Origin of the sequence: Rhodoblastus acidophilus (assembly GCF_900187365.1) — a bacterium.
GTDB lineage: Bacteria > Pseudomonadota > Alphaproteobacteria > Rhizobiales > Beijerinckiaceae > Rhodoblastus > Rhodoblastus acidophilus.
The window spans coordinates 31,945-53,015 of the sequence record NZ_FYDG01000004.1; the positions used below are offsets into that span (position 1 = coordinate 31,945).

General features: G+C 67.1%; 17 protein-coding genes. 11 read left to right on the forward strand and 6 right to left on the reverse strand.

The features are described from left to right. Positions 1-367 precede the first annotated feature (367 nt). The 5 genes from CFB24_RS10160 to CFB24_RS10180 all read left to right on the forward strand — a co-directional run bounded on the left by CFB24_RS10160 (position 368) and on the right by CFB24_RS10180 (position 7,656). Complete coding sequence (locus CFB24_RS10160) at positions 368-1,624, forward strand: glycosyltransferase family 4 protein (RefSeq protein ID WP_244593142.1); 1,257 nt, start codon at positions 368-370, stop codon at positions 1,622-1,624. Beyond that, entirely contained in the window at positions 1,621-2,778 is a 1,158-nt protein-coding gene (locus CFB24_RS10165; protein ID WP_158255175.1) for an acyltransferase family protein, read from the forward strand. Before CFB24_RS10160 ends, CFB24_RS10165 begins: the two co-directional genes overlap by 4 nt. A 62-nt stretch (positions 2,779-2,840) precedes the next feature. Beyond that, positions 2,841-3,614, forward strand: a complete 774-nt coding sequence (otsB, locus tag CFB24_RS10170; RefSeq protein WP_111390636.1) for a trehalose-phosphatase — start codon at positions 2,841-2,843, stop codon at positions 3,612-3,614. Further along, positions 3,614-5,410 carry a glycoside hydrolase family 15 protein gene (locus tag CFB24_RS10175; protein ID WP_206605448.1) on the forward strand — a complete coding sequence of 599 codons (1,797 nt, stop codon included), beginning with the start codon at positions 3,614-3,616 and terminating at the stop codon, positions 5,408-5,410. Before otsB ends, CFB24_RS10175 begins: the two co-directional genes overlap by 1 nt. Next, positions 5,407-7,656 carry an alpha,alpha-trehalose-phosphate synthase (UDP-forming) gene (locus tag CFB24_RS10180; RefSeq protein ID WP_088520512.1) on the forward strand — a complete coding sequence of 750 codons (2,250 nt, stop codon included), beginning with the start codon at positions 5,407-5,409 and terminating at the stop codon, positions 7,654-7,656. The genes CFB24_RS10175 and CFB24_RS10180 overlap by 4 nt, the downstream gene beginning before the upstream one ends. Here the strand turns inward: CFB24_RS10180 and CFB24_RS10185 are convergent. The 3 genes from CFB24_RS10185 to CFB24_RS10195 all read right to left on the reverse strand — a co-directional run bounded on the left by CFB24_RS10185 (position 7,609) and on the right by CFB24_RS10195 (position 10,082). Next, positions 7,609-8,304 carry a DUF2161 domain-containing phosphodiesterase gene (locus CFB24_RS10185; protein WP_088520513.1) on the reverse strand — a complete coding sequence of 232 codons (696 nt, stop codon included), beginning with the start codon at positions 8,302-8,304 and terminating at the stop codon, positions 7,609-7,611. The two genes, CFB24_RS10180 and CFB24_RS10185, sit on opposite strands and share 48 nt — an antisense overlap. Before the next feature lie 136 nt (positions 8,305-8,440). Further along, positions 8,441-9,259 carry an amino acid kinase family protein gene (locus tag CFB24_RS10190; protein WP_088520514.1) on the reverse strand — a complete coding sequence of 273 codons (819 nt, stop codon included), beginning with the start codon at positions 9,257-9,259 and terminating at the stop codon, positions 8,441-8,443. Between the two features lie 10 nt (positions 9,260-9,269). After that, positions 9,270-10,082: an amino acid kinase family protein gene (locus CFB24_RS10195; RefSeq protein WP_088520515.1), complete on the reverse strand. Its 813-nt coding sequence runs from the start codon at positions 10,080-10,082 to the stop codon at positions 9,270-9,272. A 532-nt stretch (positions 10,083-10,614) separates the two neighbouring features. Between CFB24_RS10195 and CFB24_RS10200 the strand changes: the two genes are divergently transcribed. The 4 genes from CFB24_RS10200 (at position 10,615) to CFB24_RS10215 (ending at position 14,988) form a co-directional block, all read left to right on the forward strand. Then, complete coding sequence (locus CFB24_RS10200; RefSeq protein ID WP_088520516.1) at positions 10,615-12,795, forward strand: TonB-dependent receptor plug domain-containing protein; 2,181 nt, start codon at positions 10,615-10,617, stop codon at positions 12,793-12,795. A gap of 57 nt (positions 12,796-12,852) precedes the next feature. Next, a complete protein-coding gene (locus tag CFB24_RS10205) occupies positions 12,853-13,350 on the forward strand; it encodes a hypothetical protein (protein ID WP_141098419.1) in 498 nt (165 codons plus the stop codon). Between the two features lie 231 nt (positions 13,351-13,581). Further along, a complete protein-coding gene (locus CFB24_RS10210) occupies positions 13,582-14,127 on the forward strand; it encodes a DUF2478 domain-containing protein (protein WP_158255174.1) in 546 nt (181 codons plus the stop codon). 12 nt (positions 14,128-14,139) lie between these two features. After that, a complete protein-coding gene (locus tag CFB24_RS10215) occupies positions 14,140-14,988 on the forward strand; it encodes a xanthine dehydrogenase (protein WP_088520519.1) in 849 nt (282 codons plus the stop codon). Between the two features lie 7 nt (positions 14,989-14,995). On the opposite strand, the gene CFB24_RS10220 is transcribed toward CFB24_RS10215, so the two are convergent. Together CFB24_RS10220 and CFB24_RS10225 are read right to left on the reverse strand one after the other, a co-directional pair. After that, on the reverse strand, positions 14,996-15,862 hold the full coding sequence (locus CFB24_RS10220; protein WP_088520520.1) for a DMT family transporter: 867 nt from the start codon (positions 15,860-15,862) through the stop codon (positions 14,996-14,998). A 44-nt stretch (positions 15,863-15,906) separates the two neighbouring features. Beyond that, entirely contained in the window at positions 15,907-17,163 is a 1,257-nt protein-coding gene (locus CFB24_RS10225) for an acyltransferase family protein (RefSeq protein WP_088520521.1), read from the reverse strand. A gap of 227 nt (positions 17,164-17,390) precedes the next feature. Here CFB24_RS10225 and CFB24_RS10230 point away from each other — a divergent pair, with 227 nt between their 5' ends. Together CFB24_RS10230 and tsf are read left to right on the forward strand one after the other, a co-directional pair. After that, a complete protein-coding gene (locus CFB24_RS10230) occupies positions 17,391-18,389 on the forward strand; it encodes a 30S ribosomal protein S2 (protein ID WP_088520522.1) in 999 nt (332 codons plus the stop codon). Positions 18,390-18,587: 198 nt separating this feature from the next. After that, complete coding sequence (gene tsf, locus CFB24_RS10235) at positions 18,588-19,514, forward strand: translation elongation factor Ts (protein ID WP_088520769.1); 927 nt, start codon at positions 18,588-18,590, stop codon at positions 19,512-19,514. An 84-nt stretch (positions 19,515-19,598) separates the two neighbouring features. Here the strand turns inward: tsf and CFB24_RS10240 are convergent, their stop codons facing one another. After that, the gene (locus CFB24_RS10240) at positions 19,599-21,032 is read right to left on the reverse strand and encodes a hypothetical protein (protein ID WP_141098420.1); all 1,434 of its coding nucleotides are present in this window, start codon (positions 21,030-21,032) and stop codon (positions 19,599-19,601) included. Positions 21,033-21,071 lie beyond the last annotated feature (39 nt).

The following is a 21,071-nucleotide window of genomic DNA, read 5'->3' on the forward strand; positions in this document are numbered from 1 at the left end:
GCGCAACCAACCTTGCGCTTGCATCGCCGGCGACCGGCGCGGGGACGGACGGGTTCGTTCCGCCATGCGGGGTCTGCCGGGGAGTGCGCCGAAGCGCCAAGGCGCCTGCGCCCGGGTGATTCGGCCGGCGCATCCGTGCGAGACGCAAAAAAGCTCCGCTTGTGCATGGATGCAAGCGGCATGCGACGAATTGTGCATCGCCTGCCGCGCCTTAGGAAATACTCGCAAAAGATGTACACAACCAAATGATTGTATATCTTAAGTTGTAATTTTTAATTGACGCAACTGGATGGTCACCTTTTGCTGGCTTCACGCTGGCGTGGCTATGGCCCGCTCCCGATGGACTTAAAAATCCGGAGAAAACAACGTGTCTTCGACGCGAACGGGAAAGTCTTGCGTGATCGTGGTGGAAAACCTTCCGGTTCCCGCCGACCGCCGCGTGTGGCAGCAGGCGCTGGCCTTGCGCCGCGCCGGCCTCGACGTTTCAGTGATCTGCCCCGCCACCCCGGATCATCCGGCGCTGCACGAAATCCGCGACGGCGTCGAAATCCATCGCCACCCGCTGCCGTTGCGGGCGCGCGGGCGCTGGGGGTTCCTGCTGGAATATTCCAGCGCGCTGTTCCACCAGTTTCGCCTGCTTTTCCGCATTCACCGCCGGCGCGGCGTCGACGTGATCCAGGCTTGCAATCCGCCCGATCTGATCTTCCTCGCCGCCTTGCCGTTCCTGGCGCTCGGCGCCCGTTTCATCTTCGACCAGCACGATCTCTGCCCGGAGCTTTACGAGGCCAAGTTCGGCCGTCGCGGGCTGATTTACTGGCTGCTGCGGATCGCGGAGCGGCTCACCTACGCCTGCGCCCATGAAGTGATCACCGCCAATGACACGTTCCGCGACATCGCGCTGTCGCGCGGAGGCGTGGCGCCCGAGCGCGTCACGGCCGTCTATTCCTACCCGGATCGGAATTTCCCGAGCGGCGGCCCGGCGCCGCGCAAGCGCAAGAAATTCGTGCTGGGCTATCTCGGCGTGATCGGCGACCAGGACGGGGTCGACGGTCTGGTCCGGGCCGTGTTTCATCTCGTCCATGTCCGCCATTGCCGCGATTTCCGCGCGCTGGTGATCGGCGACGGGCCCGCGCTGGCGAGCGTGCGCGCCTTGGCGCAGGCGATGAACGTCGAGGACATGATCACCTTCACCGGCTTTCTCTGCGGCGAGACGCTGGCGGCGCATCTCGAAACCTTCGACATCGGCCTGATTCCCGATCCGCCCAATCCCTGCAACGACAAGATGAGCATGAACAAGGTGTTCGAATATTGCGCGCTGGGGATTCCCGTGGTCGCCTTTCCGCTGACGGAGACGCGCCGCCTGCTCGGCGCCGCCGGGGTTTACGCGCTGGGCGCCAATCCCGGCAATTTGGCGGATGCGGCGCTGGCGCTGATGCGCGACGAAGCCCTGAGGGCCGAACGCGCCGAGGCCGCGCGGCGCCGGTCGCTTGCTTTCGACTGGTCGCGCGAGGCGCGCAAATATGTCGGCGTCTATGGAAAATGCCTCGGCCTGCCGGAGGCGCAGGCGTTCGAGGATCGCCGCGCGGCGCCGGACGTCGCGATGCCGGACGCGCCCGCGCCATGAGCCGCGGCGTGGGCGCCGCCGCGGAGTCGGGAGCGGCGGAGCGGTTTCTCGGCGTTCAGATCCTGCGCGGGCTCGCCGCCGCGATGGTGGTGGTGTTCCACTTGGGCCGCATGGCGCAATTGCGCGCCGGCGCCGATGGCGCCGCAACGCTCGTCGGCGCCGCCGGCGTGGACTTGTTCTTCGTGATCAGCGGCTTCATCATGGCGCATACGACGCGGAACGGGCTGGCCCCCGGCGACTTCCTGCGCCGGCGATTGGCCCGCATCTTTCCGCTCTACGCGCTGGCGACGGCGCTGGCCTTCGCGCTGTCGTTCAAGACGACGGCGGGCGGCGGCGGCGAAACGCTGGCGCGGCTGGCGGCGAGCCTGGCGTTTTTCCCGACGTTCAGCCCAAAGGGCGAGATCGCCCCGGTGTTCGAGCCGGGCTGGACCCTGCAATATGAGGCCATGTTCTATGCCGCGCTCGCGCTGGCTTCGGCGCTTACGCCCCGGAATCGGCTGGTCCTGCTTGCGGCGATGCTGCTCGGGGCGGTCGGCGCCGGCGCGCTGCTTTCCCCGCGCGGCGCCGCATTGGCCTGCTGGACCAGCCCGTTGCTGCTGGAGTTTCTCGCCGGCTGCCTGATCGCGCGGCTGCACGACGCCGGCTTTGCGCCGCCGCCGCGCGTCGCCGCCGCGATGATCGCGCTCGGCGCCGGCCTGCTCTGCGCCGGGGCCGCGCTGGCGGCGGGCGCGCAGTTCACCCAGCATTGGCGCTGGCTGGTCTGGGGCGCCCCCGCCGCCGTCATCGTCGCCGGCGTGGTCGCGCTGGAGCGAACCGGCGTCTTCGCCCGGTTCGCTTCTTTCGCGCGGTGGGGCGACCGGTCCTATGCGCTTTATCTAACTCATCCCTTCGTGGCGTCCCTGGCGGGGCTGGCCTTGCGCGACGCCCATGGCGCCTATGCGCCGCCGGTCGCGCTCGCCGCCTTCGCGCTCAGCCTCGCGGTCGCGGCCGTGGTCCATGCGCGGATCGAACAGCCTTTGGCGCGGGCGTTCAGCCCGGGCGCGGCGGCCCGCGCCGTCCGCGTCGGGCCCGCGCGCGCTGCGGATCGCGTGAGCGTGCCGGATGAGCTTGGCGGGCAGGGAACTTTTTCGCGCCTGAAGTCTTTTCGATTGTGAAAGCTTCATCGTCGCCGCGCGGGTTCGACCCGGACGGCTCGAAATAACGCGGACAGGTGACCATGGAAGATGCGCGGCGCGTGTGGAACGCGGCCCTGCGAGAGCCGGAGGCCATTGCGCTTTTTCTCGATTTCGACGGCACGCTGGTCGAAATCGCCGAAACGCCCGAAGCCGCCAAGAGCCCGCCAGCGCTGCCCAGCCTGTTGGCGCGTCTGTCGCGCGGTTTGTCCGGCGCGCTGGCGCTGGTCAGCGGCCGCCCCATCGCCGATCTCGACCGCCGCCTCGCCCCGTTTCGCTGCGCCGCCGCCGGCGTTCACGGCGCCGAGTTCCGGCTCGACGCCGGCTCGGCCATCGCGATGCGGGCCGCGCCGCTCGATGCGCGCGTGCGCGGCGACGTGGCGAAACTGGCCGGGGACGACCCGCGCCTTCTGGTCGAGGACAAGGGCGGCGCCATCGCCGTGCATTACCGCCTCGCGGAGCATCTCGGGCCGGAACTTGAACGCCGGCTTGAAGATTATATCCGCGCCAGCGACGGGGACTTGATGGTGCAGCCGGGACGGAAGGTGTTCGAAGTCCTCGGCGGCGCGGTCTCCAAGGGCGACGCCGTCAGGCGTTTCATGAGCCAGCCGCCGTTCGCCGGGCGCCGCCCGCTGATGATCGGCGACGACCGCACCGACGTGTCCGCCTTTGAAGTTTGCGCCGCCCTTGGGGGCGCCGGCCTGCGCGTGGCCGGAGAATTTTTCGCGTCCGACGCGGCGGATTTCGCCTCGCCGGCCGAGGTTCGCCAATGGCTCGGCGCGCAGGCCGAGCTTTTTTTCGCGCCGGAGATCCGATGATGACCATCCGCCCCTCGCTCGATCTCGCCGTCATCGGCAATGGCAATATCGCTGCGCTGATCGACAAATCCGGTTCGTTGGTGTGGATGTGCTGGCCGCGCCTCGACGGGGATCCCGTGTTCTGCGCGCTGGTGGACGGCGAGACGCCCAACGACGGCTATTTCTCCATCGTTTTCGACGACGAGCAGACCAGCACGTTCGAACAGAGCTATTTGCGCAACACCGCCATCGTGCGCACCGTGGTCGCCTCCGACTCCGGCGCGGCTTTCTCCATCACCGATTTCGTACCGCGCTTCCTGCGCTATGACCGGATGTTCCATCCGCCGAGCGTCATCCGTATTGTCGAACCCCTGTCAGGCCTCTGCCGCATCCGCATCCGGTTGCGGCCGCGCATGTCGGCGGGCGCCTTGCGGCCGCGCCCGATCGTCGGCAGCAACCACATGCGCTTCGCCGCCGAGGGCGGCTCCATCCGGCTCTCCACCGATGCGCCGGTCTCCCATATCGTCACCGAGGGCGCGTTCATCCTGTCGCGCCCGATCACGCTGATCCTGCACGCCGACGAACCGCTGGCGGATTCCATTCCCCGCGTCGGGCGCGAATTTTTCGACAAGACCCAGGATTATTGGCAGGGCTGGGCGCGCCAGCTCAACGTGCCCTATGAATGGCAGGAGGAGGTGATCCGCGCCGCCATCACCCTGCAAATGTGCGCCTTCGAGGAATCGGGCGCGATTGTTGCGGCGCTCACCACCTCCATGCCCGAAGCGCCGGACGAGCAGCGCAACTGGGATTACCGCTTCTGCTGGATTCGCGACGCCTATTTCACCGTGCTGGCGCTGAACCGCGTCGGCGCCACCGCCACGATGGAGCGCTTCATTCATTACGTCACCAATGTCATCGCCATGGAGCGCGGCCCCAATCTCAAGCCCGTTTACGCCATTCTGCCGGAAATGCCGCTGGAGGAGCGCACCACCCCGCATTTGGCCGGCTATCGCGGCTATGGGCCGGTGCGCATCGGCAACGCCGCCGTCGATCAGATCCAGCACGACGTTTACGGCAGCGTGATCCTGGCGGCCTCGCAGATGTTTTTCGACGAGCGGTTGCCCACCAAGGGCGATGAGGCGCTGTTCGCCATGCTGGAGCCGCTGGGCATGCGGGCGCTGGCGCTGGCGCTGGTTCCCGACGCCGGCATCTGGGAATATCGCGACACGCTGTCCGTCCACACCTATTCCGCCGCGATGTGCTGGGTCGCCTGCGACCGCCTCGCCCGCATCGCACACAAGCTCGGCTTGCAGGACCGCGCCCAGCAATGGCGCAAGTCGGCGGACGGCTTGCGCGTGGAAATCCTGAACCGCGCCTGGAGCGAGGACGCCGGATGCTTTACCGGCCGGCTCGATTCCGACCATATCGACGCCAGTTCGCTGCTGCTGGCCGAACTGGGGCTGGTCAAGCCGGAGGATCCGCGCTTCATCGCCACGGTGGAGCGCATCGGCAATCTGCTCGGCGCCAAGGGCTATCTGTTCCGCTACGCCGCGCCCGACGATTTTGGCGAGCCGTCCACCGCCTTCACCATCTGCTCGTTCTGGTATGTCGAGGCGCTCGCGGCGATCGGCCGCCGCGACGAGGCCCGCGCCCTGTTCGAGAAGGTTCTGGCCCGCCGCAATCACGTCGGATTGTTGTCTGAGGATATTGACCCCGCCACCGGCGAACTCTGGGGCAACTTTCCCCAAACCTACTCGCTGGTCGGCATTATTTTGTGCGCCATGCGCCTGTCTAAAAATTGGGAGGAAGCGCGATGACCGACGCCGCGCCGCTGGCGGGATTGCGCCGGCAGATCGGTGGGGTGCTGAAAAGCCCGAAAGCCGTTTACGCTTCGCTCGCGGGCTTCGCCGGCGTGATCGTCGTTCTGGCCCTGAGCTCGCTGGCCTCGCTGATCGTCGACGGCTGGATTCAGCGCGACCTCGACCTGCGCTCCACCCTGATCTTCCGCTCGCTCGCCGACAAGGCGGCGCAGCCGGGCGCGGGCGAGCTTCAGGCGTTCAAGCAGCAAATGCAGAAAGCCGCCGACGAGGAGCGCATTTTCGGCCTCGCCTTCTGCACGCGCGACGGCGCGCTGGCGCTCGCCACGGCCGCCATGCCGCCTGCGCTCGATTGCGCGGAGTTCTCCGGTTCGAACGCCAATGAGGGGGTGACGCTCAAGATCGACAACGCGAAACTGCGCTTCAACCGCTTCGCGCTCACCCTGGGCGGAACGCCCGGCCAGTTGCTGGTCGCGCAAAACATCGACGAGGCCCGCAGCGGCCAGCGCGACGCCCTCACCTATGCGACGGCGGCGCTGGCGGCGGCGGCTTTTGGCTTCGGCTTCCTGGCGGTGGTGGTGACGGCGGCGTTGCGGCGCAGCTGGATGTCGTCGCTGCGCGGCGCCATCGCCGAAAGCATCCGCACGACCGAGCCGCCGGTCACCACCGGCCCGGCCGACCGGCGCATCAACGCCCTGCTGGGCGACCTGCGCGTGCGCCGCAAATTCGTCCACGGCATCTACGTGCGTTGGTCCCCCGAAAGCCTGCGCCAGCTTTTGCTCGACCAATTGCCCGACGCGCAGGTGATGATCGTCTCCAACCGCGAACCCTACATCCACAACCGCGAGAACGGCGAAATCAAGCTGCAGATCCCCGCGAGCGGCCTGGTCTCGGCGCTGGAGCCGGTGATGCGCGCCTGTCGCGGCGTGTGGATCGCCCATGGCGGCGGCTCGGCCGACCGAGAAACCGTGGACAAGAATTCGCGCCTGATGGTTCCGCCCGCCGATCCCACCTATGCGCTGCGCCGCGTCTGGCTGTCGGAGGAGGAGCAGGACGGCTATTATTACGGCCTCGCCAACGAGGGGCTGTGGCCGCTCTGCCACATCGCCTTCATCCGCCCGACCTTCCGCGAACAGGACTGGGCGATGTATCGCGCCGTCAACCAGCGCTTCGCCGATGTGGTGGTGGAGGAGGCGACCTGCGAAAACCCGATCGTGCTGGTGCAGGACTACCATTTCGCCCTGCTGCCGCGCATGATCCGCAAGGCCCTGCCCAAGGCGACGGTGGTGACGTTCTGGCACATTCCCTGGCCGAACGCTGAAACCTTCTCGATCTGCCCGTGGCGCGAGGAAATTCTCGACGGTCTGCTCGGCTCGTCGATTCTCGGTTTCCACACCCAGTTCCATTGCAACAATTTCTTCGATTCGGTCGACCGCTTCATCGAAAGCCGGATCGACCACGAGAATTCGCTGGTCTCGTTCGGCGGCCGCGAGACGCTGGTGCGGCCCTATCCGATCTCGATCGAATGGCCGCCGCGCGGGCTGTTGAACCAGCCCTCGGTCGAGCAATGCCGCATCAACGTGCGCGAACGCTTCGGCCTCGCGCCGGACACGCGGATTGCCGTGGGCGTCGAGCGTTTCGACTACACCAAGGGGATTCTCGACCGCATGCGCGCGGTCGACGACCTCCTGACCATGGCGCCGCAATGGCGCGGCAAGTTCGTGCTGATCCAGGTGGCGGCGCCGACCCGCTCCAAGCTCGACGCCTATGCGGCGCTCGAAGCCGAGGCGCGCAATCTGGCCGACGAGATCAACGCCAAATATGCGCGGGACAATTGGAGCCCGATCCTGCTGGTGGTGCGCCATCACGAGCCGACCGAAGTGTTCGAACTGTTCCGCGCCGCCGACGCCTGCGTGGTGTCGAGCCTGCATGACGGCATGAATCTGGTGGCGAAGGAATTCATCGCCGCCCGCGACGACGAGCGCGGCGTGCTGATCCTGTCGAGCTTCGCCGGGGCCGCCTACGAATTGCCGGAGGCGCTGATCGTCAATCCCTACGACACGCACCAGATGGCTAAGGCTTATGACAGGGCACTGACAATGAGCGAAGAAGAGCAGGCCGGGCGGATGCAGATCATGGTGGCGCAGATCAGCGAGCGCAACGTCTATCGCTGGGCGGCGCAAATGCTGTTCGACGCCTCATGGCTGCGGCGGCGCGAGAAGATCGTCCCCAGCGACAATCTGTGACGGCGCCGCCCAGGCGAGCAGCGCGGCCCGGCCACAGTTCGTCAGGCCGTACACCCCGCGCTCGACGCGCGCGAACCAGCCATAGACGTTGCGTTGCAGGATTTTCGCGGCGTCCGGCGCCAGGGATTTCAGGTCGCGCGGACGCTGCGGCGCGTCGGCCAAGGCGCGCGCCACGGCCAGCGCCTGCTGGCGATAGGCGGTCATCTGCGGTACGCGCGTCGAACCGCCAACGACAGGATCGCCGCGGCGGCGGCGATGCTCCTGAACGATGCGCGACCGCCGTTTGGCGTCGCGACGCGGTTTCCACGGCGCCGGCTCGACGAGCACCTCGACCCTGTCCCCGGCGAATACCGCAAGCAGGCCGAAGCCGAGCAGCCGGCACAGTTTTCGCACGCGAGAATCAGACTCGCGGCCACGCCCGCGCCGCGAGGCGGCCACCGCCAGCCAGACCTCGTCGCAGGCCGACGTCCGATCGACGCCCTGCAACACCAGTTCGAGCGTAAAACTTTGCTTCAGCTCGCCGATCACCACGCGCTCGGCGGCGTCGCCGCAAACCGCCACCATGTCGCAGCCGCACACCTCGCCCTTGACCTCAAATCCGAGACTTTCGAGATGGCGCTTGATCGGGAGATAGAGGTCGGTTTCCAAGGTCGGCTCCTGCGGGCGGGAGCAGACTGGCGAGACGCGGTTAACAAGACGTCAATCCGGTCCCCGCGCGACGAGCGCAGGGCGCGTTCCCGTCGCGGAGATGCTGCGCGGGCCGTGCAGGCCCGCGCAATGGACGTCAGCGCGGCGTGGCGCCGGCGTGGACGACGGTGCCGACATGCTCGCCGCGCAGGGCGGCGGTGATGCGGCCGGGAACCAGGCCGTTGACCACCTGCACGCGCTGCAGATGCCGCGCGTTCGGCATGACGTCGAGCAGGGCGCGGTCGATGGGCAGGGGGCCCTTGAGCGCGGCCAGCTCCGCCGCCGAGGTTTCCTTGATGAGCTTGGCCTCGGGGTTGACGGCGGGGTCGGCGTCGAACACCCCGTCGACATCCTCGACAATGGTGAGGCCGGCGGCGCCGAGGGCGTCGGCCACCAGGAAAGCGCCGACGTCGGCGCGATGCGTGGGCAGGCGCGAGGTCGGGAATTCGTGGTGGTGATAGGGCGGGAAGGCGCTGCCGACCAGGGCGCGCGCGGCGCCGAAATGGATCGACAACTGGTTGGCCACCGTCGGGTGCTCGACATAGGACACGCCGTCGGGCGCCAGCATGGACGCGAGAATATGGCCGTTCTGGCCGGCTTCGCTGGCGGCGAGCGGCGCCAGCGCGCCCACGGGCAGGCCGAGGTCGAGGCCCACGCCATAGAGATGCCGGGCGCGAACGCCGGCGCCGGTGAGGATCAGCAGCCGGTGCTCGGGCAGCAGTTTGCGCAGCTCCTCGACAACGGGCAGGATGGCCTGCGCGCCCCGGTCCATGATGGCGCGGCCGCCGATCTTGATGACCTGCAGCCAGGGCAGCAGACGGATCGGATTGCGGCCGGCGACGGGACGGGTCAGCTCGCTGTCGAGCAGGGTCTGGCGCGCAAGCGGCGAAGCCACATGCTTGATCGTGTTGGTCATGGCGTCCCCCTCAATTCGCGGTGATGATGGTGCCGACATGCTCGCCCGCGAGCGCGCGGGTGAGATTGCCGGGCGTGAGGCCGTTGATGACCTGCACCTCGCGCACATGGCGGGCGGCCTTGATCAGATCGAGCACGGGGAATTCCAGGATCGAATCGTGCAGGCCCTTGGCCTTCATCTCGTCGACGCTGATTTTCGGAATGAACACGGCGTTCTTGTCGGTCTTGGGATTGGCGGTGTAGAGGCCGTTTTCGTCCTTAACATAGATCATCTGCTTGCAGCCGAAGGTTTCGGAGAGCAGGAAGCAGCCGGCGTCGGTGCGATAGGGCGGGATCACCCCCTCGGCCGCCGGGCGCATCCACAGCTGGTAGGGCGGCATGCCGCTGAAGATCACCGCGTTGACCTGTTCGAGATAGAGCGGCACGGCGGACAGACCGGCGCCGTCCACCAGCGAAATCCCGTGTTTGGCGAGCAGATGGCCGAGCATGGCGGCGTTCTGGTCGGCCACCGAGGCGCCGAGTTGCGACAGCACGCCGGCCGGCAGGCCAAGGCCAGCGGCGATGGAATAGAGATGGCGGGCGCGGGTGCCGGCGCCGGTGCCGATCAGCAGCTTGTGATTCTTGCGAACGGCGACGATCTCGTCGACCAGCGGATAGAGTCCGGCGCGGCCGCGGTCGATCACGCTCTGGCCGCCGATCTTGATCACCGTGGCGTCGGGAAGAATACGATAATCCGCCGCTTTCTCGGCAGCTTCGAGAAGCTCGGGATCGGTGAGGGAGCGCTGCATCAGCAGGGCCTCCAGCTCCGTGGTCGTCTGGGTCATTTCAACCCTCCTTCTGGTCGCCGTGATGGGATGGGTGAGGGGGGCATAGCCGACAAGGGTGAACGCAGCAATATGAAGCGAGATTTCCGCGAATCAATACTGAGTGATTCCCGAGCGTTGCGCCTAAAAACTATGCAAAACGCTTCAAGATCAGCGGACTTGCTCATTTCAATGGATATGTAATCGCCGGTCCTGTTGCAAAATTGCATCGTATTTTGCTGAACTACCGCAATGTCCACTATGTTGTCACAATTCCTATTGAATCGCACTCGGGCCAAGCTCTAGACATTTCTCCTGAAATAACAGCGGCCCAGAGGTGTACGTTTTCGTACAATCTGGACGAAGGCGCCCCTTTGCTTTCGTCCCGGATTGTAAAGCAACGTCTCGTTCTTGACGCCGCAATACTTGGTCAAGGTCGGGATGGCGCAACACGCCCCTGTTTGTCTCGCATCTGCTGACGACGTCGGCCGCCCCGGCTCTTCGCCGCGCCTCGCGAAAAATTTTTAACCCTCTCGATAACCGGAGCCTCCCGATGGACACAAAAATCGCAACATTCGCGCTCGCGGGCGCACTGGCGGCGCCGCAGGCGGCCTTGGCGCAGGATGCGGGCGCCGTTTACAATCTCGGCGAAATCCACGTCACCGCGCCGGGCGAGACGCCGGACGACCGCGGCGTTCCCGTCGCCACGCCGACGACCCGGGCCGCCGCCAAGGTTCCGTTCCAGTCGGCGACGCCCGCGCCGATCGGCGGCGACACCATTTCCGCCGAAAAATTCGAGACGTTCGAGAAGGCCACGCTCGACAAGGCGGTGGAGCTGACCCCCGGCGTGATCGCCTATGACATGGCCGGTTCTCGCAACGAGCAGAACATCTATGTCCACGGCTTCGACCGCTGGCAGGTGCCGATCCTGCTCGACGGCGTGCGCATCTACCTGCCGGTGGACAATCGGCTCGATTTCGGCCGCTTCCTCACCAGCAATCTCGCGGAAGTCCAGATTTCCAAGGGCTACGCCTCGGTGCTCGACGGTCCCGGCGCGATGGGCGGCGAAATCAATCTGGTGACGCGCAAGCCCACCAAGGCGGTGGAAGGGGAGATCGGGACCGATTTCGATTTTTCACGCAGCGGCTGGTACACGGGTTCGCGCAGCTATGCCCGCGTCGGCACGAAACAGGACCTTTATTATCTGCAGGCGGCCGGCGCCTTCAACAATTCGCGCGGCTGGGAATTGCCCGACGCCTATGTCGGAAACGTCCATCAGGGCGAAGGCCTGCGCGGCAATTCCGCGGCGAAGGACAGGGACATCAACCTGAAAGCCGGTTACACGCCGAACGCCACAGACGAATATTCGATCAACTATCTGCGCCAGGAAGGCCAGAAGGGCGCGCCGTATAACGTGAGTCCCTACGGCTACTCGCCCTATACGTCGATGGCGCCGAAATACTGGACCTGGCCCTATTGGGACGTGCAGAGCCTCGCAGCGCTCACCCACACCCAGATCGATCCGACCGCCTATGTGAACACGAAAATCTTCTGGAACCGGTTCGACAACGCGCTGCGCCAGTATTCCGACGCGGCGCAAACCACGCAGAGCGATGGCAACGCCGGCAATTCCTCCTATCACGACTGGAGCCTCGGCGGCTCGGTCGAGGCCGGCAAGGACATTCTGCCCTGGGACACGCTGAAAGCCGCGCTGCACTATCGCCGCGACACCCATAACGAGCAATCTTTCGGCTTCACCAACCCGAAAACCGGCAAACCGGCCGGATGCGTCGCCAACACGCCCTGCTACGCCTCGCCGGTGATTAACGAATACGAGGACACGTATTCGGTCGCGCTGGAAAACACCGCCCATGTCTGGGACCATGTCGATCTGGTGCAGGGTTTCTCCTACGAATGGCGCAACACCCTGAAGGCGCAGGGTTTTAATGGCTCCAACGCGCCCTATGGCATGATCTACTACCCCAACAGCTATGCGGCGGCGCCCAACGGGCAAGTGGCGGCGATCTGGCGTTACAACGACACCGACAAGGTCTATCTGAGCTTCTCGGACCGCACCCGCTTCCCGACGCTGTTCGAGCGCTACAGCACCAAATTCGGCTACGCCATCGCCAACGCCAGTCTGCAGCCGGAGCGCGCCGCCAATGTCCAGCTCGGTTGGGAGGGCTATGTCGCGCAGCGCCTGAAGGTCGAGGCCGACGTTTACGGCAGCGACGTGCAGGACATGATCGGCACGGTGCAGAACATCCCGCTGCCCAATGGCAAGACCACCACGCAGAGTCAGAACATCGGCCATGGCCATATTCTCGGCGCCGACCTGAAGGCGGATTGGGCGGCGACCGACGATCTGGCGCTCGGCGGCCACGCCTCGCTGATCCATCGCTGGGTCAATTATTCCAAGGGCGTGACGGGGCAGTTGACCGGCGTGCCCGGCGTCGCCGCCTTCTTCTATGCGCAATGGCGGCCCCTGGCCAACGTGACGCTGACCCCCGACGTGCAGATCGCCGGACAGCGCTGGAGCAGCAATGCGGCGGGCAACGGCTATGTCCAGACCGGCGCCTATGCGCTGGTGAATTTCAAGGCGGAATGGCAGGCCTATGAGGGGCTGACCTTCACGGCCGGCGCCCGCAACCTCACCGACCGCCTCTATGTCCTGAGCGACGGCTATCCCGAGCCGGGCCGCACCTTCTATCTCGGCGCCCGCTACACGTTCTGATCGCTTCTTGTTGGCGCGCGGCGTTGTCGCGCGCCAATTTCTTTGGAGACCAAGAAAATGTTTGCAAGACTCTGCCTCGCTTCGGCCCTTTTGCTGCTGCCCGCCGCCGCGCAGGCGCAGGAGCCGAACGCCTGCGACAAGTTCAAATGGAGCGTGGCGCGCGAAAAAAGCTGGTTCGAGGCCGCGCCGCAAAAAGTCGCCTCGGGCGACGCCGCGCAGGTCGGCAAGGGCTATGCCGTCGCGCTCAAGCCGCTCGCTGAGACCGCTTTCGCCAAGACGCCGGCGCGGGCGCCCAAGCCTGAAACTTTCGCCGCGCTGCTGACGGTTCCGGCGATCGACAAGCCCGGCCTCTATGACATCACGCTGTCCGGCGAAGGCTGGATCGACGCGGTGCAGAACGGCGCGATCGCGCGGACGGTGGATTTCTCCGGCCTGGTCGGCTGCGCCGCCGTGCGCAAGAGCGTGCGCTACCAGCTGGAGAGCGGCCCGCTCACCGTGCAGATCAGCAATGTCGCGGGCGAGTCAGTCCTTCTCGCCATCGCGCCCGTCGAATGACCGGCGCGGGCGGATGAGCGGCAAGATCTTCAAACAAGATGAATTGTCGTGTTTCCGCCGATACCAACAAATTGTTAGGAGGCCGACGCGCACGACAGGCGTCGGCCTCCCGTTCACCACAACATGAAGTGTGAGTAAATAGCGGGTTCGCCTGTTGGCATGGAGTTTGCCGGGACTGATTGCGATTGTCGACCGCGTTTCCACGCGGCGCGGCGCGGGAGGAGCTTTCTCATGAACTCCAGAGCTTTCGAGTCGGCAAGGGCTTCCATTGTGGCGATCGGCGGCGCGGACAGCGCCGGCAAACGCGGCCTGATCGACGATTTTCTTCGACGGCGCCGCGCCGAGGGTCTGCGGGTGGTCGGCGTGGTCGAGGCGCGCGATCCCGGCGCAGAGGCCTGCGCCAGCCGCGCCGTCACCGATCTCGCCACCGGCGCCCGCATCGGCATTTCGCAAAATCTCGGGCCGGGCTCCACCGCCTGCGCGCTGGATCCGGGCGGTCTGGCGCTGGCCTGCGCCGCCGTGCAACGTTCGTTGCAGCAGGGCGCCGACCTCGTCGTGCTCAGCAAGTTCGGCAAGCTGGAGGCCGGCGGCGGCGGGTTGTGCGACGCCTTTTCCGCCGCGCTGGAGATCGGCGCGCCGGTGGTGACCACGCTGCATCCCGTCCTGCGCGAGGATTGGGCGCGTTTCGCCGGCGATCTCGCCGAGGAGATCGCGCCGGAGCCGCAGGCGCTCGAAAGCTGGTGGCGGGACGTGTCCCGCGCCGCGCGCGCCGCTTGAACGGAGGGAGCCATGCGACCGACCTCCGACCTCTACGCCTTCCAGAACCTCCGCCTCGCCGTGGTGATGGGAACCAACGAAATCGCCTCGGCAGTGGCGGTGAAGCTGACCGGCGCCGGCTATCGCGTCGTGATGGCGCATGACACGTTTCCGCCGGTGATCCGGCGCGGCATGGCGTTTCATGACGCGCTCTACGACGATCCGGTCGAGGTGGCCGGCGTGGTCGGCGAGCGCGCCGACGGGCTGCTGGCCATCGCCGCCGTGCTGGCGCAGCCGGCGCGGGTGGCGGTGACGCCGCTGTCGCTGATGGAGCTGCTGGCCTATCGCGCGGCGGACGTGCTGGTGGACGCCCGGATGCAGAAGACGCGGCTCACCCCGGATTTTCGCGGGCTGGCGCGCCTCACCATCGGCATGGGGCCGCGCTTCGCCGTCGGCGTGAATTGCGACATCGCCGTCGAAACCCGCCCGTCGCGCGCCGGCCTGCTGCTGACCGAGGGCGAGACCGATGCGCCCGATGGCGTGGCGCGGCGATTGGGCGGCGTCGGGCGCGAGCGTTTCGCCTATTCCGACCGCAGCGGCCTGTGGCGGACCCCGGTCGATATCGGCATGTGGGTTCCCAAGGCGTTCGTGGTCGGGCGCCATGACGGCATGCCGGTGGCGGCGCCCATCGAGGGCGTGGTGCGCGGCATGGCGCGCGACGGCGTCTACGCCCCGGCCGGGGTGAAGCTGGTCGAAATCGACCCGCGCGGACGCGACGCCTGCTGGACCGGACTCGACGAGCGCGGGCTGAGACTGGCCAACGCCTGTCTCCAGGCCATATCCGAGCGCCCGACGGTCGAGCGTCTCGTCGCTTTCGGGTGAAGCCCGTTCAGCCCTGCGGGCGGCGCCGCGCGGCGATCACCAGCGCGACCCCGCCGAGCACCAGCGCCGAGGCGCCGACCAGCCGCAGGCCCGGCGTCTCGCCGAGCAGGGCGGCGCCGCCGAGCGCGGCCAGAACGGGCGCGCTCAATTGCACGGTCGCGCCCTGCGCCGCCGTCAGCCCGCGCAGCGCGGCGTACCACAGGGCATAGCCCAACCCCGAGGCCGCCGCCCCCGACAGCAGCGCCAGCAGCAGCCCTTGCGGGGAGGCCGTCAGCGAGAATGGCGCGGCCAGGGCGAGCAAGGCGAGTCCCATCGGAACGGCGCGGAAAAAATTGCCGGCGGTGGCGGCGAGCGGATCGGCGCCGCCGCGCCCCAGCAGCGAATAGACGCCCCAGGCGACGCCCGCCGCCAGCATCAGCCCGGCGCCGAGCGGGGGCGGGGCGGCGGCGCCCGGCGCGAGCAGCCAGATCAGCCCGGCCAGGGCCAGCAGGAAACCGAGCGTCTGCCAGCGGGTGAAACGCTCGCCGCGCCACAGCCCCGCGCCGATCATGGTCGCCTGCACCGCGCCGAACAGCAGCAGCGCCCCGGTTCCGGCAGGCAGGCCGCGATAGGCCAGCGAAAAGCCCGCCGCATAGGCGAACAGCGCGAAAGCCGCGCGCCAGCTTCCCTGCGCCGCTCGAAGCTTGCCCGACAGCGCCAGCAGCAGCCAGAGCATGGCCGCGCCGGAGGCGAGGCGAACGAAGGTGAACGAGGCCGCATCCATGGCGCCGGCGGCCAGCGCGGCGCGGCAGAGCAGGGAGTTCGCCGCGAAGGCGACCATGGCGAGGGCGGTGAGGCCGAGGGTTTTGGCGTCGGGTCGGTGCGTTGCGCTCATGCGGCACCTTGCCGCAGCGCGCAAGCGCCCGCAAGCGCGGCGACTTATGCGGCCGAAGCCAGTTGGGGCTCTTCGCCGGTTTTGGGGGCGGGCGCCGCCCGACAGCGCCGCGACAGAGCGACGGCCCAGGCGTCGATCCGGCTGAATGGCCGCGCCAGCGCGAAAGTGGCGGCGACGGTCAGCAAGCCCGCCGCCAGCCCGGCGCCGGCGACGCCAAGCTTCGGGGCCAGCGCGATCAGAACGAACGAGCCCAGGCCCATCAGGATCGGCCAATGGACCAGATAGATCGGGAAGGACAGCCGCCCCAGCGCGACAAAGGCCGGCTTTGTCAGCAGGCGGCTCAACGGCGCCGAACAGGCGAGGCCGACGAAGATGAAGATCGCGCCATAGATTTTTTGCGGAAACGCCTGACAGGGCAGGCTGAACAGCGACAGGTCGCACAGCGCGCTTGTGACGGCGAAACGGCCGAACTCCGGGTATCGCCCGAACTCCTCTTGCACGCAGAGCAGGCCACCCAGCGTCAGCAGAGCGATGACCGCCGTGCTCGGCAGATAGGGCGCGCGCCCCGCCTTGCGCCGCGCCTGAAGCGCAAGGGCGAGCGCGTGTCCCGCCAGAAAGCAGATGAAATGCGACCGGAACATCAAGACGGCGAGAGCGCTGAGCCATAGCGGCCAGAATTTCACCTTGCGCGAGGCCAGGACCAGCCCCAGCACCAAAACCGAGCCCTGCAATTCCACGCTGAGCGACCACAACGGCGCGACATAGGCGTGACGGACCGATTCGGCGAAGCCGGGCGCCGCGAACGGATAGCTGCTGTCATAGCCCAGAAACAGCGGGTCGAGCGCCGCATCCTTGAGCCAATAGGCGAGACCGGCCGGCGGGCTCCAGACGTGGGTCAGCCAGTTCGAGCCGGTCAGGCGGCCTGCCTCCTGTTGCAGGCCGCCGAAGGCTAGCGCGAAGGGCGCCGCCAGCAGGCAGGCGCAAAAGGCCGGAATGAACAGCCGCACGACCCGCGCGCGCAGCGCGGCCAGCGGGCGGTCGGCCTGTCTCTGGAAGGCGAAGGTCAACACGAGGCCGCTGAGCACGAAGAATATATAGACGGCGCTATAACCGTCCCAGAGCAGGAACAGCGGCGAACCGTGCAGGATGCGCGCCCAGGCCGGTTCTGTCCCGAGAAACACCACAGCCGGGAAGAACGCGCTGAAAACATGCAGCAGCAGAACTTGCAGCGCCGCAAGGCCGCGAATCGATTCCAGATGCGTGAGACGGCCCGAGTCCGAACCGGCAAAATCCTGCGTCATGGCCGTCGCCGCTCCATGTTGACGGACGCAAGGGTAGCCCGGCAAATGTTAAGACTTGCGCCAGGGGGCGCGGAATCTTGCGGCGACGCCTTGCCAAACGCCCGTTTCTGAGCTAGACGCCCCCTCCATCCCACACGCGGACTTGTGCGTCCCTGCTTCAAGGCGGCGCTCCGGTGGCTGGAGGTCCAGCCCATCGTTCGCGGAGGTTCAACCGGAGAGAAATAATTATGGCGCTTCCCGACTTTTCCATGCGCGGCCTGCTCGAGTCCGGCGCTCATTTCGGTCACCAGGCTCATCGCTGGAACCCGAAAATGGCCCCCTTCATTTTCGGCGTGCGCAACAACATCCACGTCATCGACCTCGCCCAGACCGTGCCGTTGCTGCACCAGGCGCTGAAGGCGGTGTCCGACACCGTCGCCAAGGGCGGCCGCGTGCTGTTCGTCGGCACCAAGCGCCAGGCGCAGGAGCAGATCGCCGACGCCGCCAAGCGTTCCGCGCAGTACTACATCAACGCCCGCTGGCTCGGCGGCATGCTGACCAACTGGAAGACCATTTCGGCTTCCATTGCGCGTCTGCGGAAGATCGACGACCAGCTCAACTCCGGCGCCTCCGGCCTCACCAAGAAAGAGCGCCTGATGATGTCGCGCGAACGCGACAAGCTTGAGAAGGCTTTGGGCGGCATCAAGGACATGGGCGGCGTGCCGGACCTGATCTTCGTGATCGACACCAACAAGGAGCAGTTGGCGATCAAGGAAGCCGCGCGCCTCAACATTCCGGTCGCGGCCATCCTCGACACCAATTGCGACCCGGACGGCATCACCTATCCGATCCCGGGCAATGACGACGCCGGCCGCGCCATCGCGCTCTATTGCGACCTGTTCGCCCGCGCCGCGCTCGACGGCATTTCGCGCAGCCAGGGTTCGCTCGGCCTCGACATCGGCGCCTCCGAGGCTCCGCTGGCGGTCGAATTGCCGAGCGACGCCGTGCTGGCCTCGACCGACGTGTTCGAACTGCTGACCGCCCCGCGCGGCGCGCCGGACGATCTGTCCAAGCTCGCTGGCGTCGGCCCGCAGGTCGAGAAGAAGCTGAACGACGCCGGCCTGTTCCACTACTGGCAGTTCGCCGCCATGACGGAAGCGGACGCCGCCAAGGTCGACGCCGACCTCAAGCTCAACGGCCGCGTCGGCGGCTGGGTGAGCCAGGCCCGCGAACTCGTCGCCGCCTGACGCGCGACTTTTCGTCCCTGACGAAGTTTTGTACGGCGCGCCGAAATGGCGCGCCGTCTGTTTGATCGGCGCCCGGACGGCTTTCCGTCGAGAGCCGGCTGCAAGCGAAGCGACGGCCTGTCGCGGACGCTTCACGGATTTCCGTTTTCATGGCCGGGGCTCCAAGCCGATTCGGCCAAGCACAAGAGGATGACGTTCATGGCCAATATCACCGCCGCACTGGTGAAGGATCTGCGCGAGAAGACCGGGGCCGGTATGATGGACTGCAAGCAGGCGCTGAACGCGACCGAGGGCGACATCGAGGCCGCCGTCGATTGGCTGCGCAAGAAGGGCCTGTCCAAGGCGGCCAAGAAGTCCGACCGCGTCGCCGCCGAAGGTCTGGTCGGCATCGCCATCTCCGGGACCACCGGCGTCGTCGTCGAGGTGAATTCCGAGACCGACTTCGTCGCCCGCAACGAGGAATTCCAGGCGCTCGTCAAGACCATCGCGCTGGTCGCCGCCGAAAAGGGCGAGACCGAGGTCGAGACGCTGAAGGGCCAGCATTATCCGGGCGACGCCGGCACGGTGGCCGACGCCATCTCCAACGCCATCGCCACCATCGGCGAGAACATGACGCTGCGCCGCGCCGCTTCGCTCACCGTGTCGGACGGCGTGATCGGCCATTACCTGCACAACGCCATTGGCGAGGGCCTGGGCAAGATCGGCGTGCTCGTCGCGCTAGAATCGACCGGCGACAAGTCGGTGCTCGCCGACCTCGGCCGCAAGATCGCCATGCACGTCGCCGCGACCAATCCGGTGGCGCTGGATTCGACCGGCGTCGATCCGGCCACGCTGGAGCGCGAGAAGAACGTGCTGCGCGAGAAGAACGCCGGCAAGCCGGCCCATGTGCTGGAAAAGATCGTCGAGTCCGGCATGAAGACCTATTTCAAGGAAGTCACGCTGGTCGAGCAGGCGTACATTCATGACAGCGCCAAGACGGTTGGCCAGGCCGTCGCCGAAGCCGCCAAGACGGCCGGCGCCCCGGTCGCGCTCAAGGGCTTCGTGCGCTACGGCCTCGGCGAAGGCATCGAGAAGGCCGAAGCCGATTTCGCGGCGGAAGTCGCCGCGGCCGCTTCGGGCGCCTGAGCGTTTCCCGCGATCACATGACAAAGGGCGGCTCGCGCGAGCCGCCCTTTTTGTTTGGACGATGCGAGAGCGGGACGCCGCCCGTCATTGTTTACGTGCGTAAACAACCGCGAAATCGTCGCCGTACAGTCTGGTCCATTCGGGGCGCGTGGCTAAAACCTTGTTGAGCGGCACCGCCGGCGGCAGCAAAGTCCATTGGAAGCCGTAGCTGGCCACGCCCTCGTCGAAGGCGGCGGCGTCGCCCTCCACCATCCGGTCGTAGCGGAAGAAGAAGGCGTCGCCGAAAATGTCGAAACGGCCGTCGATGAAAGATTTGATCCCGGCGTAGATCAGCGGCCCGCCGAAGCTCAGTTCGTTGAGCACCGGCTTGGCGCGCAGCTCCTGGGGCAGGGCCGCGAGCGCCGACAGCGGCGCGGTCGGCGAATCCACCCGCGCGATCGGAACGAACAGGCGCAGCGCGACCATCAGCGCCATCAGCGCGAGGCCGCCGCGCCAGAGCAGGGCGTCGCGTCGCGGCTCCCCAATCTCGACGCGCGGAAAAACCTGCGCCAGCGGCCCCGCCAGCAGCAGCGGCGCGACGACGCCGAAAATCATCTGGTGCCGGCCGTGGTGCAGGGCCATGTGGATCAGGCCGAGCAGAACCAGCAGGCGCAGCGCCGGCAGCCGCACCGGGCGCAGCAGGGCGAGGCCGAGCAGCGCCAGCAGGGCCGGTTCGATCGGCTCGAAACGGTCGAAGGAGATCGCGCGCCATTCGATGATGTTCGGCAGCATCGTCATATGGGTGACCGCGAGCGGAAACAGGAAGATGTTGTAGCCCTGCGGATTGGCGAGACACGCCAGCGCCGCGCCCAGGCCGAACGCGGCCCAGCCGCCGAAAACCTTCAGCCGGTCGCGCGGTTGGGCCTCGATCAGCGCCTCCAGCGCGAACGGGCCGATCAGCGCCAGCCCGAGCAGGAAGCTCGCGTGCATGTTGGCCCAGAGCAGCATGGTCCCGGCCGCCCACAGCGGCGGCGCCCGGCCCGTCTCGCGCGCCGTCATCAATCGGTCCACCCAGAACGCCAGCAAAGCGAGGCCGAACAGATGCGGCCGAACCAGCAGGCTGGGGGCGATCAGGCAGAACGCCGTCAGCAGCAGCGCCAGCAGCGGCAGGCCGGCCAGGCCCGCGCGCAGCGCGCGGCGGGTGACGATCAGCAGCGCGCCGGCGACCAGCGCGCCGGTCAGCGCCGCCGCGCCGGACCAGCCCGCAAGCCGGAATGCGCCGGCCAACGCCAGTTCGGCCAGCCATTCATGGGCGTTCCAGAACGCGCCGGGCGCCGAGAAAGAGAAGACGTCGGTGGTCGGAACCGCGCGGTGGGTCAGCATCCACTGGCCTGCGGCGAGATGCCACCAGGTGTCGCCGTCATTGAGCACGGCCGGCGAAGCCAGCGTCGCCGCCAGCGCCAGTAGCGGCGCCAGTAGCGCGTAAACGGATGCGGGGAGGCTGCTTTGGGCGGCGGGGGCGGAGGCGGAGATCGACATGGCGTCAGGATGTCGTAAAGGAATTAACATTTGCCGTTC

Coding starts and splice junctions, on each gene's coding strand:
- CFB24_RS10230 (WP_088520522.1), top strand. CDS start 17,391: ATGGCGCTTCCCGACTTTTCCATGCGCGGCCTGCTCGAGTCCGGCGCT.
- CFB24_RS10195 (WP_088520515.1), bottom strand. CDS start 10,082: ATGACCCAGACGACCACGGAGCTGGAGGCCCTGCTGATGCAGCGCTCC.
- CFB24_RS10165 (WP_158255175.1), top strand. CDS start 1,621: ATGAGCCGCGGCGTGGGCGCCGCCGCGGAGTCGGGAGCGGCGGAGCGG.
- CFB24_RS10180 (WP_088520512.1), top strand. CDS start 5,407: ATGACCGACGCCGCGCCGCTGGCGGGATTGCGCCGGCAGATCGGTGGG.
- CFB24_RS10215 (WP_088520519.1), top strand. CDS start 14,140: ATGCGACCGACCTCCGACCTCTACGCCTTCCAGAACCTCCGCCTCGCC.
- CFB24_RS10200 (WP_088520516.1), top strand. CDS start 10,615: ATGGACACAAAAATCGCAACATTCGCGCTCGCGGGCGCACTGGCGGCG.
- CFB24_RS10210 (WP_158255174.1), top strand. CDS start 13,582: ATGAACTCCAGAGCTTTCGAGTCGGCAAGGGCTTCCATTGTGGCGATC.
- tsf (WP_088520769.1), top strand. CDS start 18,588: ATGGCCAATATCACCGCCGCACTGGTGAAGGATCTGCGCGAGAAGACC.
- CFB24_RS10220 (WP_088520520.1), bottom strand. CDS start 15,862: ATGAGCGCAACGCACCGACCCGACGCCAAAACCCTCGGCCTCACCGCC.
- CFB24_RS10190 (WP_088520514.1), bottom strand. CDS start 9,259: ATGACCAACACGATCAAGCATGTGGCTTCGCCGCTTGCGCGCCAGACC.
- CFB24_RS10175 (WP_206605448.1), top strand. CDS start 3,614: ATGACCATCCGCCCCTCGCTCGATCTCGCCGTCATCGGCAATGGCAAT.
- CFB24_RS10205 (WP_141098419.1), top strand. CDS start 12,853: ATGTTTGCAAGACTCTGCCTCGCTTCGGCCCTTTTGCTGCTGCCCGCC.
- CFB24_RS10240 (WP_141098420.1), bottom strand. CDS start 21,032: ATGTCGATCTCCGCCTCCGCCCCCGCCGCCCAAAGCAGCCTCCCCGCA.
- CFB24_RS10225 (WP_088520521.1), bottom strand. CDS start 17,163: ATGACGCAGGATTTTGCCGGTTCGGACTCGGGCCGTCTCACGCATCTG.
- otsB (WP_111390636.1), top strand. CDS start 2,841: ATGGAAGATGCGCGGCGCGTGTGGAACGCGGCCCTGCGAGAGCCGGAG.